Annotated in this window: 11 protein-coding genes; all 11 read right to left on the bottom strand. The window is 60.3% G+C overall.

Going from position 1 to position 13,558, the window contains the following annotated elements; genetic code table 11:
- Window positions 1-20 precede the first annotated feature (20 nt).
- Window positions 21-1,589, bottom strand: coding sequence for a sugar ABC transporter ATP-binding protein (locus tag CQ009_RS04215; protein WP_105705069.1), 1,569 nt, complete (start codon window positions 1,587-1,589; stop codon window positions 21-23).
- Window positions 1,590-1,659: 70 nt separating this feature from the next.
- Window positions 1,660-2,586: a sugar ABC transporter substrate-binding protein gene (locus CQ009_RS04210; RefSeq protein WP_064389391.1), complete on the bottom strand. Its 927-nt coding sequence runs from the start codon at window positions 2,584-2,586 to the stop codon at window positions 1,660-1,662.
- 52 nt (window positions 2,587-2,638) lie between these two features.
- Window positions 2,639-2,809, bottom strand: a complete 171-nt coding sequence (locus tag CQ009_RS30035) for a hypothetical protein (protein WP_163024178.1) — start codon at window positions 2,807-2,809, stop codon at window positions 2,639-2,641.
- 144 nt (window positions 2,810-2,953) lie between these two features.
- Window positions 2,954-4,006, bottom strand: a complete 1,053-nt coding sequence (locus CQ009_RS04205; RefSeq protein ID WP_105704969.1) for a Gfo/Idh/MocA family protein — start codon at window positions 4,004-4,006, stop codon at window positions 2,954-2,956.
- 124 nt (window positions 4,007-4,130) lie between these two features.
- Window positions 4,131-5,141: a Gfo/Idh/MocA family protein gene (locus CQ009_RS04200; RefSeq protein ID WP_105704968.1), complete on the bottom strand. Its 1,011-nt coding sequence runs from the start codon at window positions 5,139-5,141 to the stop codon at window positions 4,131-4,133.
- Between the two features lie 40 nt (window positions 5,142-5,181).
- Window positions 5,182-7,113, bottom strand: coding sequence for a 3D-(3,5/4)-trihydroxycyclohexane-1,2-dione acylhydrolase (decyclizing) (gene iolD, locus CQ009_RS04195; protein ID WP_105704967.1), 1,932 nt, complete (start codon window positions 7,111-7,113; stop codon window positions 5,182-5,184).
- Between the two features lie 127 nt (window positions 7,114-7,240).
- On the bottom strand, window positions 7,241-8,062 hold the full coding sequence (locus tag CQ009_RS04190; RefSeq protein ID WP_105704966.1) for a TIM barrel protein: 822 nt from the start codon (window positions 8,060-8,062) through the stop codon (window positions 7,241-7,243).
- A 25-nt stretch (window positions 8,063-8,087) separates the two neighbouring features.
- Window positions 8,088-9,590 (bottom strand): CoA-acylating methylmalonate-semialdehyde dehydrogenase, encoded by a 1,503-nt coding sequence (locus tag CQ009_RS04185; RefSeq protein ID WP_105704965.1) that lies wholly within the window; start codon window positions 9,588-9,590, stop codon window positions 8,088-8,090.
- Between the two features lie 27 nt (window positions 9,591-9,617).
- Window positions 9,618-10,427 carry a 5-deoxy-glucuronate isomerase gene (gene iolB, locus CQ009_RS04180; RefSeq protein ID WP_105704964.1) on the bottom strand — a complete coding sequence of 270 codons (810 nt, stop codon included), beginning with the start codon at window positions 10,425-10,427 and terminating at the stop codon, window positions 9,618-9,620.
- Complete coding sequence (gene iolE, locus CQ009_RS04175) at window positions 10,427-11,317, bottom strand: myo-inosose-2 dehydratase (protein WP_105704963.1); 891 nt, start codon at window positions 11,315-11,317, stop codon at window positions 10,427-10,429. Before iolE ends, iolB begins: the two co-directional genes overlap by 1 nt.
- Window positions 11,318-11,474: 157 nt before the next feature.
- The gene (iolC, locus tag CQ009_RS04170) at window positions 11,475-13,412 is read right to left on the bottom strand and encodes a 5-dehydro-2-deoxygluconokinase (RefSeq protein WP_105704962.1); all 1,938 of its coding nucleotides are present in this window, start codon (window positions 13,410-13,412) and stop codon (window positions 11,475-11,477) included.
- Window positions 13,413-13,558: the final 146 nt, after the last annotated feature.

Raw genomic sequence — 13,558 nt, 5'->3', positions numbered from 1 at the left:
CCATCAGGTCACAACGGCTGTCAGTGATGCAGCGCCATGCCCGAAGCCAACTGCATCACCCGTTCCTGAGTCGCTTCGCTGCGGTCGAGGGTGCCCATCAGATCGCCTTCGTGCATGACCATCACGCGGTCGCTCATGCCGAGTACTTCGGGCAACTCCGAGGAAATCATGATCACCGCCATGCCTTCGCTGGCCAGCAGCGAGATCAGTCGGTAGATTTCGGCCTTCGCGCCGACATCGATGCCTCGGGTCGGCTCATCGAGAATCAGGATGCGCGGATTGGTCATCAGCCAGCGCGCGAGCAAGGCTTTCTGCTGATTGCCCCCGGACAAGGTATCGATGCATTGCTCCAGTGACGGGGTCTTCACCCGCAGCTTCTTGCACATGTCTTCGCACAGCGCGCGCAGGGCTTTCTGTTGGATAAAACCGTGGCCGGCGTAATGTGGCAGCACCGCCATTTCCATGTTTTCCAGGACCGAAAGGCACGGAAACAAACCGCTGAGCTTGCGATCCTCGGTCAACAGCGCGAAGCCCTTCTCGATTGCCATGTGCGGATCGGTGATGCGCACCACCTCGCCATCGAGGCGAATCTCGCCGCCGTCGCTTGGGGTAATCCCGAACACCGCTTCAGCCACGTTGGTGCGCCCGGAGCCCATCAGTCCGGCAATGCCAAGGATTTCGCCGGCATGCAGATCAAACGAGACACCTTGGAAAACTCCGTCGAGCTTGAGCTCGCGCACCGACAGCAACAGGTCGCCGATCGGCTTCTCTCGCACCGGGAACAACTGGCTCAGCTCACGGCCAACCATCATTGAAATCAGACTATCGCCATCCATGCTGTCAGCGCGTTGCAGGCCGATGTATTGGCCATCGCGAAACACCGCCACTTCATCGGCGATAGCGAACACTTCGTTCATTTTGTGAGTGATGTAGATGATGCCTTTGCCCTGCCGCTTGAGGTCGGCAATGATCGAAAACAGGTGCGCGACTTCCTTGTCGGTGATAGCCGAGGTCGGCTCATCCATGATCAGGATGTCGGAGTCGTAGGACACCGCCTTGGCGATCTCGACCATCTGTCGCTCGGCGATGCTCAGGTTGCCGACCTGCTCTTCCGGATCGAGGTTGATGCGCAGGCGCTCGAGCAATTGCGCGGTGCAGCGATGCATCTCGCGATGATCGATCATGTGCAGGCCATTGAGCTGCTCGCGACCGATCCAGATGTTCTCGGCGATGCTCATGTGCGGCATCAGGTTGAGTTCCTGGTGGATCATCGCGATCCCCGCCTGCAGCGCCGCCAGCGGTGTTTCGAACACCACCGGTTTGCCGCGCAGACGCAGTTCGCCGGCGTCGGGCTGGTAGATGCCGGCGATGATTTTCATCAGCGTCGATTTGCCTGCGCCGTTCTCGCCCATCAGTGCCAGCACCGACCCAGGACGCACGCGAAGTTGCACATTGGACAAGGCCACCACACCGGGAAAACCCTTGCTGATGTCGCTGATTTCCAGCAGGTACGGCTCATCGACGAGAGTTGTTGCTGGCGGGATGCCCGCCAACGGGAGGGTGCTCGAAGCAGTCGCTGAAGCGAACATGATCAGGTACTCCATCAGCAAGGTCGCCGCAGCCACCTTGCGTGTTTATTGTTGTTATTGAACCGACGGACTATTTGAAGGTGTCGACGTTTTCCGGAGTGATCAGGCGATACGGCACCCAGACGTTCTGCTCCACCGCTTCGTTTTTCGCCATTTTCACGGCAGTGTCGATGGAACCGTCAGCCTGGCCTTTGGCGTCCTGGAACACCGACACGGCCATGCTGCCTTTCTTGATGGCGTTCAAACCATCGGGCGTACCGTCGACACCGGCGATCAGCACGCTGCCCTTGTCCACTCCGGCCTGTTGCAAGGCCATGGCGGCGCCAATGGCCATTTCGTCGTTGTTGGAGACCACCGCGTCGAACTTGCGGCCCTGGGTCAGCCAGTCATTGACCAGCGTCATGCCTTTATCGCGCAGCCAGATACCGGTCTGTTCCTGCTCAACCTTGATCTGCGGATATTTCGCCAGGACCTCTTTCACGCCCTTGGTGCGGTTGGTCGTGGAGTTGTTGGCGAGGTCACCCAGCAGGATGACGATTTCGCCCTTGCCGCCCATTTTGTCGGCGAGGTACTGCATCTGCATTTCGCCGGCTTCAAGATCGTTGGAGGCAACCGTGACCACGCCCTTGGGCAGTTTCAGATCATCGGGACGGCGGTTGACGTAGACCAGCGGGATGCCTGCCTTCACGGCGGCTTCGGTGATTTTGCGGGTCGCTGCGGTATCCACCGGATTGACGACAATGGCATCGACTTTCTGACTGATGAAGCTTTCGACCTGGCTCAACTGCTTAACCACGTCGCTGCGCGCGTCTTCGAATTGCAGCTTGACGCCATCGGGGTAGGACTTGGCCTTGCTGTCCATGGATTCGCGCAGGTACGTCAGCCAGGTGTCATCGAACTGCGACATGCTTACGCCGATGCGCATGTCGGCCAATGCCACGCCGCTGGCGAACATCAGGGACAGGGCCAGTGCGGTGAAACGGATCGGGGTCTTCATGAAAGGTCTTTCTCCACATTCTTGTTGGTTTTATGGATGAGGCGGGACGATTTCAGTGAACGGGCAAACGGACGATCGGGGCGCCGGGGATGCAGCAGACCAGGGCGCCGTTGCGCTCGACGCAGAGCAGGCGAACGAAGAAATGCAACGAGGCGCGAGGCAGATCGCGAAAGAGGTGGAGCGCGAGGCGTGAAACAGGCGAAGCAGCGTTAAAGGTTTTCATCGACGGTACCTGGCTTTTGTTTCTTGTTTTTGGTTCGCCCTGCCCTCGTTCAAGCCTGGCTTGAGCGAGGCTGGACGTTGATAGTCGGCAACCTGGAAACGACATTATTGGAAATTTAATTCCAATTCAACTCATTTTAGAATTTTATTCTAAATTTGCTCCAGGCGCTCCGAACGCCTGCAAATCGACCACTTGGCCACGCTCGGCACTCAGCCGTGCCGCGTCCAGAACACGGGTGGTTGCCAGTGCATCACGCGCCTCCACGGGCAATGGGCCGCCGCTGTGTAACGCGGTTTGTAGCTGCAGATAGAACTGATTCCAGCAGCCGCGCTCCGATGGCACTCGCTCGCGAATCTCGCCCTGTTCGAACCAGCCCCACCGGCGATGCTCCTCGACACCCCAGCGTTCGCCCGCCGATCTCGGCGAAAGCCCGGCCAACGCCTGAGCCTCCTGACCGTCGAGGCCATCGACGCTGTAGCAACCCTGCGTGCCGGTGACGCGAAAGCGCGGGCCGGGGCTGTTTTGCAGGCAACTGCCGCCCAAGTGCGAGATCACCCCGCTGGCGTGGGTCAGCGAGACGAAGAAACCGCTGTCGTAGGCCTGCTCTTTTTCCAGGTGATCCAGCTCGCCGTACACCCGGCTGACCGGGCCGAACAGCAGCAGCGCCTGATCCACCAGGTGACTGCCGAGATCGCGCAGAAAACCTCCGCCGCTGCCGTTGTTCACCGATGGCGGCGAGTAGCGTTCGACCCGCGACTCGAAGCGGGTGACCTGCCCCAACGCACCGGATTCGATGAGTTTGCGCACCGTAAGGAAATCGGAATCCCAGCGACGGTTCTGATAAACGCTGAGCCGCACACCCTGGCGCTCGGCCATGGTGATCAAGGTCTGCGCCTGTTGCGCATCGGCGGCGAAAGGTTTGTCGCTGACTACCATCACCCCGTGCTCAAGGCCATCGAGTACCAGCGCCGGCCGGCCCTTGAGCGGCGTGGAAATCACCAGCACATCCACGCCCGCCTCGACCAGTTGGCCAATGCTGTCGAAGGCTGGCACGCCGGGATACTCAGTGGCGAGCAACTGCCGGCGTTCGGCGGAGCGCGTGACCACACCGACAAAGGTCGCACCGGGCAGACTGCTGAGCAGCGGTGCATGAAAAAAGCGACCGCCATGGCCGTAACCGACAAGTCCGATACGCATGATTCGACTCCTTCTTGATCGTTCCCACGCTCTGCGTGGGAACGCATCAATGGACGCTCGGCGTCCGCGTTGTGACGCAGAGCGTCACGGGATGCATTCCCACGCGGAGCGTGGGAACGATCAATCAGCCGTAGAAACGTGGCCGTTCTGGCAGGGTGACTTTGACGATCTGCCCGTTGTTTTGCGCTTCGATGCACGCATCCGCCGCGACCGCTGCGGCGAAGCCATCCCACGCCGACGGGCCACCGATTTGCCCGGCGCGCACGCTGTCGATGAAGGCCTGCAACTCAACGTCGTAGGCGCCAATGAAGCGATCCTTCCAGTCCATCAAAATCGCGTTCGACAGCTTCGCGCCGCTGCGCATTTGCACCTGCTGTGGCTCGGGCAGCCTGGCGATGCCGGTCTCGCCCACCACCTCGCACTGAATGTCGTAGCCGTACTGGCAATTAACGAAAACTTCGACGTCGATACGCGTGCCCTTGGCGGTTTCCAGCAGGACGATTTGCGGGTCTTTCAAATGCGCCAGTGCTTTACTCGATTTGCGCGGGAACACCACTTGCACCGACACGTAATCGTCGTCGAGCAACCAGCGCAGCACATCCAGTTCGTGGATCAGCGTGTCGGTGATCGCCATGTCGGTCTTGTAGTTTTCGCCCACGCTCGGGTTACGGTGCGCGCAGTGCAGCATCAGTGGTTCACCGATCTGGCCGCTGTCGATCACCGCTTTGAGCGCGCGATAGCCTTCATCGTACGGCCGCATGAAACCGACCTGCACCAGACGCTTGCCGTGGGCGACCTCGGCTTCGACGATCTTGCGGCAGCCGGCGGCAGTCACCGCCAGCGGCTTCTCGCAAAACACCGGTTTGCCGGCGGCAATCGCTGCCAGCACAAACTCTTCGTGACTCGGCCCCCAGGACGTGACGAGGATCGCCTCGACCTCTGGCGCCCTGATCAGCGCATGGCCGTCGGGATAGACCTCGGCAGTCAGTTTCAGATCGGCAACGACTTTCGCCGCGTGCTGCAAATTGATGTCAGTGACAGCGACGACCTGACTGTTGAGCAAGGTCTGGCTGCAACGACGGATGTGATCCTGGCCGATGGCCCCGGTACCGATAACGCCAATCTTCAAAGTCATGGACACTCTCCTGCGAAATTATTCCTGGATTCAGGGGCAATCAGTACTGACGGGCCTTGGCCAGTCGTTCATTGAGGGTCTTGGCCACCGCATCGGTGCGCGCACTGGTCGACACCTGCGCCACTGCGACCCGCCACCACGACAGGTATTTGTGGATCATCGTCTTCGGCAGCACCTTGATATCGATCAGCGTCGACACCGTCTGCAAGCGCGCATCGGCCAGCGCCGCTTGCAGCTCTTCGACGTTATTGACCTTGTAGGTCTTGCAGCCGTAAGCCGCCGCGCTCATGGCGAAATCCACCGGCACAAAACCACCGTCGAGCTTGCCGGTCTCGGGATTGCGGAAACGGAACTCGGTGCCGAAGCTGTCCATGCCGTGTTCCATTTGCAGGTTGTTGATGCAACCGAAAGTCATGTTGTCCAGCAGCACGACGTTGATCTTGCGCCGCTCCTGAATCGAGGTCGCCAGCTCCGAGTGCAGCATCATGTAGGAGCCGTCACCGACCAGTGCGTAGACCTCGCGTTCAGGTTCGGCGAGCTTCACGCCCAGCGCGGCGTTGACTTCGTAACCCATGCAGGAATAGCCGTATTCGACGTGATAGGTGTTGACGCCCTTGCTGCGCCAACTGCGCTGCAAATCGCCGGGCAGGCTGCCGGCGGCGGCAACGATCACTGCGTCGTCGGCCAGAGTCTCATTGAGTACGCCGAGCACGCGGCTTTGGGTCAGGCACGACCCGGTCAGCTCGATAAATTCACGCAAGACCGCCGGATCCATGTGGTCGTTGATTTCCGGGACGAAATCCTTGGCCTGGTAGTCGACCTGATAAATCCGATCAACCTCCTCATCCAGTTGCGCCTTGGCCTGACGCGGTTGCTCGCCCCAGCTCGAACGGTATTCACCCAGTGCTTGCGACAACGCCTGCAAGCCGTTTTTGGCGTCGGCAAGCAACTGCACGCCGTCGAGTTTCAGCGCATCGCAGGGGCTGATATTGAGGTTGAGAAACTGCACCTCCGGATGCTGAAACAACGACTTCGACGCCGTGGTGAAATCGCTGTAACGGGTGCCGATACCAATAATCAGATCGGCCTCTCTGGCCAGCAGATTCGCCGCCAGACAGCCGGTTTCACCGATGCCGCCAACGTTCAGCGGATGGCTGGAGACCACCGCACTCTTGCCGGCCTGGGTTTCTGCAAAAGGAATGTCGAAGCGTTCGGCAAACGCCTGCAACGCCGCATTGGCCCCGGAGTAACGCACTCCGCCGCCACAGATGATCAACGGTTTGCGCTTGCCTTTGAACAGCGCCAGCGCATCGCCGAGCATCGCTTCGGTGGCCGGACGACGCTCGATGCGATGCACGCGTTTTTGCAGGAAATAATCAGGGTAGTCGTAGGCTTCGGCTTGCACGTCTTGCGGCAAGGCCAGCGTCACCGCGCCGGTTTCGGCAGGATCGGTGAGCACGCGCATGGCGTGGATCGCCGCCGTCATCAACTGCTCGGGGCGGTTGATGCGGTCCCAGTATTTGCTCACGGCTTTGAAGGCATCGTTGGTGCTGATGCTCAAGTCGTGGAACTGCTCGATCTGTTGCAGCACCGGGTCGGGTTGTCGGCAGGCGTAGACATCGCCGGGCAACAACAGCAAGGGGATACGGTTGGCAGTAGCCGTGGCGGCAGCGGTAATCATGTTGGCCGCACCGGGGCCGACCGAAGAGGAACAGGCGTAGATCTTGCGACGCAGGTGCTGCTTGGCGAAACCGATGGCGGCATGCGCCATGCCCTGCTCGTTGCGGCCCTGATGGACGATCAAGTCACCGCTGTCCTGCTCCAGTGCCTGGCCGAGGCCCAGCACGTTGCCGTGACCAAAAATAGTGAAAATCCCGGCGACGAATTTGCTTTCTACGCCATCGACCTCGATGTACTGGTTATCGAGGAATTTCACCAGGGCCTGAGCCATGGTCAATCTTGTTGTGGTCATAACCGATCCTTCAAAAAGTACACCTCGCCCCCTGTAGGAGCTGCCGAAGGCTGCGATCTTCTGATCTTGATCTTCCAAAACAAAATCAGAAGATCGCAGCCTTCGGCAGCTCCTACAGGGGGATTTGTCAGGTCAGGGAATTTTGCAGGTGAGCCATGCTGGCGCCGATGGCTTGGCGGATATCCGTCAGGCCATGCACGCTGTCGGCGAATGGCTCGAATGACAGGTAGCCGTCGTAGCCACTGGCGAGCAGTTGCTCGATCTGCGCGGCATTCCCCAGAATGTCGCCCTCGCCCACCAGCACGCGATGACCATCACGAATGCTATTGAGCGGGGCGTCGGCCTCTTCGACGCCGGAGATATGCACCAGCCCGGTCAGCTCGGGGAAGAACGCCTGCTCCCTGGCCAAATGATGGTGGAAGGTGTCATGCACCAAGCGGAATACATCCAGGCCGCCCACAGCCTTGATCGCCTCCACTGCCGTGTATTTACGGCGCAGCGAGCACTCTTCGAAACCCAGCGGTTCGATGAAACCGAGGATGCCGTGATCGCGCAGCATCGGTGCCAGCTCAGACAACGCGGTGCGCAAACCCGCCGCGCGTTCGGCCTGGCTGCGAGCGTCGGCACGATCATTCAGTGGGCACATGACCAGGCCCTGCGCGCCGCAATCGCGGGCATACGCGGCGAGCTTCAAGGCTTGCGCGCGACGCTGGTCGTTCCACACATCAAAGGGATACAGCGCATTGATCGACAGCACGTTGATGCCTTTCGCCGCGCACAATTCACGCACTTGCTCAGGCGCGGTGCCGTCTTCGATTTCGACACCCTTGAGGTCGTTGCGAATCTCGATGGCGTCGGCTTTCAGGGTCACCGCCAGTTCAATGAATGCCGGCAGCGACAGGCGTGGGGCGACCATACGGTTCAGGGCGAAACGCAGGGGTTTGCTCATGACAGTGGTTCTCCGCAGAAAGACGTTATTTGGCGGTGGGCATGCTGAATTCAGGGCCTTTGGCGATGCTGTCGGGCCAGCGCTGCATCACGCTTTTGTAGCGGCTGTAAAAACGAATGCCTTCCTCGCCATAAGCGTGATGATCGCCAAACAGCGAGCGCTTCCAGCCGCCGAACGAGTGCCACGCCATCGGCACCGGAATCGGCACATTGATCCCGACCATGCCGACCTTGATCGTGCGCGCAAATGCCCGGGCAATGCCGCCGTCACTGGTAAAGCAGGACACGCCGTTGCCGAACTCATGGGCATTGATCAACGCCACGGCACTGGCAAAATCGGGCACGCGAACAATGCCCAGCACCGGGCCGAAAATCTCTTGCTGGTAGATGCTCATCTCGGTAGTGACGTTATCGAACAGCGTCGCCCCGACGAAGAAACCCTCCTCCGCGCCCGGCACCTTGAAGTTGCGCCCATCGACTATCAATTGCGCACCTTGCGCCACGCCTGCGTCGATAAAACCTTCGACCTTGGCCTTATGCTCAGCCGTCACCAACGGCCCCATGTCGCTGTCGCCCTGCATACCGTTGCCGACTTTCAGTTGATCGATGCGTGGCAGCAGTTTCGCGATCAACTGATCGCCGACATCGCCCACCGCGACGGCAACCGAAATCGCCATGCAACGCTCGCCCGCCGAGCCGTAAGCCGCGCCGATCAAAGCGTCTGCGGCTTGATCGAGATCGGCATCGGGCATGACGATCATGTGGTTCTTCGCCCCACCCAGCGCCTGCACACGTTTGCCGCGCGCGGTCGCTTGCTGGTGGATGTATTCGGCAATCGGTGTCGAACCGACAAACGAGATCGCCTCGATATCCGGGTGTTGCAGCAAGGCGTCCACCGCAACTTTGTCGCCCTGCACGACGTTGAACACGCCATCGGGCAAACCGGCCTCCGTGAGCAATCGCGCCATCAGCAGACTTGCCGACGGGTCGCGCTCCGACGGTTTGAGGATGAAGCAATTACCGGTGACCAGCGCCAGCGGGATCATCCACAGCGGCACCATCACCGGGAAGTTGAACGGCGTCACCCCGGCGCACACACCGAGTGGCTGACGCAGGTTCCAGTTGTCGATGCCGCCGCCGATGTTGTCGCTGAAATCGGTTTTCAGCAGGTTCGGCGCGCCACAGGCGTACTCGACGATCTCGATACCACGGGTCACTTCACCCTTTGCGTCGGACAGCACCTTGCCGTGTTCGCGGCTGATGATTTCTGCCAGTTCGTTGTGGTGACGGTCGAGCAGTTCCTTGAACTTGAACATCACCCGCGAGCGGCGCAGCGACGATTGCTCCGACCACGCCGGGAACGCTTGCAGCGCCGAGGCCACTGCCTCGTCGACGGTTTTTTCAGTGGCCAGCCCGACCCGCGCCTGCACCGCACCGGTGGCCGGGTTGAACACATTGCTGAAGCGTTCGCTGCCGCTGTCCTGCACCTGGCCGTGGATGTAATGGCCTAAAACCGGGGTGTCGCTCATTGTTGTTCTCCGTGCAAGTGCTGGAATTCAGAGGTCGAGCAGCCAACTGTGCTGAGGATCGTTATGGAACTGCCAGACCCGTTTCGGCCCGGCCATCACGTTCAGATAATAAGACTCGTAGCCATACGGCACGCTGACCGGGTGATACCCCTTGGGCACCACGACCAGGTCGCTGTTTTCCACGGCCATGGCCTGATCGATGCTGCGGTCGTCGGTGTACACGCGCTGGAACACAAAGCCCTGCGGCGGATTGATCTGGTGGTAATAGGTTTCTTCGAGAAAGCTCTGGTGCGGCAGATCGTCAGTGTCGTGCTTGTGCGGCGGGTAGCTCGAGGAATGCCCGGACGGCGTGCGCACCTCCACCACCAACAGCGAATGCGCAGGCTCGGTGTCCGGCAGGATGTCGCAGACGTAACGGGTGTTCGCGCCTTTGCCACGCACACTGCGCTTCATGTTGTCGGGCTTGATCAGCCGTGGGCCGAAACCCTTGTCCGGCGAACCGGGCGCGGCACATACGGCGATTTGCACGTCGCTGAGTGCTGTCACCTGCGCCTGACTGCCGGGCGGCAAATACGCGGCAAACGGAGATTTGTCTTCAAACACCGATTGCCGATCGCCGAGGTTGTCCCAGTCGAACGCACCCTGCCCCGGCGCTTCGCCCTTGAGGCCGATACGGCCGCTGAGCAGCACCAGACACAACTCCTTATCGCCAGCAGCGACCGGCAAGGTTTCGCCGAGACTCAAGCGATACGCGGCGAACCCGACATATTCCAGTTCACCCTTGGCCAACTCGACCACTGTCCGGCCACGGCCGTTACTCTTGACCAGAAGGCTCATCAGCGGCTCCTCTCATCGAGCAGCGCACGCAAGGTGTCGAAGCCTTTTTTCGCGTAGACATAACTCGGCGCCACGGCGGGATCCTGCTCGGCCTCGACCACCAACCAACCGTGGTAATCGGCGGCCAGCAGCACATCGAGCAACGCGCCGAAATCGATATCGCCATCGCCCGGCACGGTGAAAGTGCCGTTGATGATGCAGTCGGGGAAACTCCAGAGGTTATTGCGCGCGAGTTGCACCACCGGTTTGCGCACGTCCTTGAAATGCACGTGGCAGATGCGTTCGATGTGTTTGCGCAGCACCTGCAACGGCTCGCCGCCGCCCATGTAGCAGTGGCCCGAGTCGAACAGCAGGCCGACTTCGCTGCCGGTCAGTGCCATCAACTTGTCGATGTCCGACGGCGATTCCACATAGGCACCCATGTGGTGGTGATACGCCAGACGCACACCCTGCGACAGGGTGAAACGCGCCAGCTCAGTGAGCTTGTCGGCGTATGCCTGCCACGCTTGTTCGGTGTGAAAACGCGGGCGTTCGACCAAGGCAATGCGCTGGCCTTGAATCGAGTCAGCGACCTCGCCGTAGACCAGCACCTTGGCGCCATTCTTCGCCAGCAGCTCGACGTGGCCGCCGATGGCGTCGATTTCCTCGGCCACCGAACGCCGCGCCAGACGACTGGAATACCAGCCGGAGACCAACGCCAGATCGTAAGGCCGCAGCACGTCAGCGACGCCTTTGGCATCCTTGGGAAACTTGCCGTTGAGCTCAAAACCTTCGTAGCCGATCTCCTTGCCTTCGCTCAGCGCGGTGCTCAGCGGCGTCTCGCCACCGAGGGACGGCAAGTCGTCGTTGCTCCAGGAGATCGGGTTGATGCCAATTCGGATAGCGGGCATGGCTGCACCTTTTATTGTTTTTACATCAATCATTAAGACCACCACCGCTCCCCTGTAGAAGTGAGCCTGCTCGCGATAGCGGTGGCACATTCAATTCAGGGTTACCTGACGCAGCTATCGCGAGCAGGCTCACTCCTACAGGGTTCGGGGTGAATGCTTAGCTGCGCGATGAGCGCCACGCCTCGATCAATTCGACAAACGTGCCCTGCACCTGCCTGATCAGTGTTTCATCGTCGATCTCGCCGGCCATCCACGCGCGGCTCGGTTCCTGAAAAATCGTCCGGCCCACGGCGAACCCGCGACAGGTCCGGCTCTGGCGCGCCTGCTGAAACCCGGTTGCCAACTCCGCCGTCGGCGCATTCAGCCCCAGCAACACCACGCCACGGCAGTACGGATCACGTTCCTGAATCAACTCATCGAGCTGTTGCCATTCCTCGGCACTTTGCGCCTCGATCTTCCACCACGCCGGATAAATCCCGAGGTTGTAGAGACGTTTCAGCGCGCGATACAAAACCTCCGGATGCGCCGACGGCAGATCCTTCGGCGGAATAATCTCCAGCAGCAACTCATGCCCGCTGACCAGCGACGCCTGATACAAACCCTTGATCTGCGCCTCCTGCTCCAGGCGCAGCAGCGGTTCATCGTCCGGGTGAAACTGCACCAGACACTTGATGATCTGCTCCTGCGGCCAGGCAATCAGATTGCTGCCCACCGAGCGCCCATGTTCGAACGCCAGCGGCCGCGAACCCTGCACCTCCACCGGGCGCGCCACCCACCAGCCACGCCCGGTGGCGGCGTTCAGCGAGTCCTGACCGAAACGCTGATCGGCCAGCAGCCCGACATCGGCCTCGATGCCCTGCTCACGCAAATCGGCTTCGACGCGCTCCACGGCCTGAATGAACAGTTGTTTGAGCTGGCAGATCGCGTCGAGATCGCGCCCGCCCTTGTGCGCCAGTTCCACCAGTTGCCCGCGATGATCGAAAGCAAAAATGAACAGCTGCTTCCACTGTTTGCGTGGCACGCTGACCTGATGCAAACGCTGCAGGGTGACGTCTTGATCCGGCCGGGTGATCGGCACCGTGCTGTTGAACAGATAATCGAGTTCGGCGCGGGTCGGCATTGCCGGTGCACAGGCATGCCGCGACACCACCAGACCGCCGCAGGCATTGGCGAGCTGGCAGCAGCGCTCATCGCTGGCGTCCTCCAGCCAACCGGCGAGGAACCCCGACATGAACGCATCGCCAGCACCCAACACGTTAAGCACTTCAACACGCACGCCGGGGAAAATCGCACCGTCTTCAAGACGCACCGGAATCACCCCGTGAATCACCGTGCAGCCCTGCGGACCGAGTTTGACCACCAATGTCGCCGCACTGACGCGCCGCACATTGCGCAACGCGGTGAGCAAATCCTCCGAACCACCGGCAATCAGAAACTCCTCTTCAGTACCGACGATCAGGTCAAAACGCGGGAGGATTTTCTGCACATGCTGGCTGACGTTCTGATCGGCGACGAAACGGGTTTCGCCGTCCGCCTTACCGGCCAAACCCCACAGCACCGGCCGATAGTCGATGTCGAGAATGCGTTTGACGTCGTGCTTCTCGGCGTACTCCAAGGCCTGGATGCTCGCTTTGTAGACGCCATCGGTGGAGAAATGCGTGCCGGTGATCAGCAAGGCTTTGCTGGAGGCAATAAAGGCTTCGCTGATGTCTTCGGTGCGCAACGCCATGTCGGCGCAGTTCTCGCGGTAGAACACCAAGGGAAAGGTTTCGCGGTCCTTGAGACCGAGCAGGACCATAGCGGTCAGACGTTCCGGATCGACCTTGATGCCGCTGACGTCGCAACCCTCGCGGGCCAGCGATTCGAGCAGGAAACGGCCCATGTGATCGTCGCCGACCCGGCTCAACATCGCCGACTTGAGGCCCAGCCGCGCAGTGCCGAAGGCGATATTGGCGGAGGAGCCGCCGAGGTATTTGGCGAAACTGGAAACGTCCTCCAGCCGCGCGCCGACTTGCTGCGCATAGAGATCGACGCCAAGGCGCCCCAGGCAAATCAGATCCAATTGACGCCCACTGGCAAAACGAGTCTGGCCCATGCTGGCTCCTGTTATTTTTATCAGCCTGCGTTCGGGACGGTGGCCGTGCCGAACACTCTTGGTGGATGCAGACTAAAACGACTGGAACCGAACAATCAATAAATATTCCAAATAATTTTTACGTGGAATATTTTTTCCAATAAACT

This window comes from Pseudomonas sp. MYb2 (assembly GCF_002979955.1).
Classification (GTDB): domain Bacteria; phylum Pseudomonadota; class Gammaproteobacteria; order Pseudomonadales; family Pseudomonadaceae; genus Aquipseudomonas.
The sequence above is the reverse complement of the archived record's forward strand: the minus strand, read 5'-3'. Positions and strand labels throughout refer to the sequence as shown.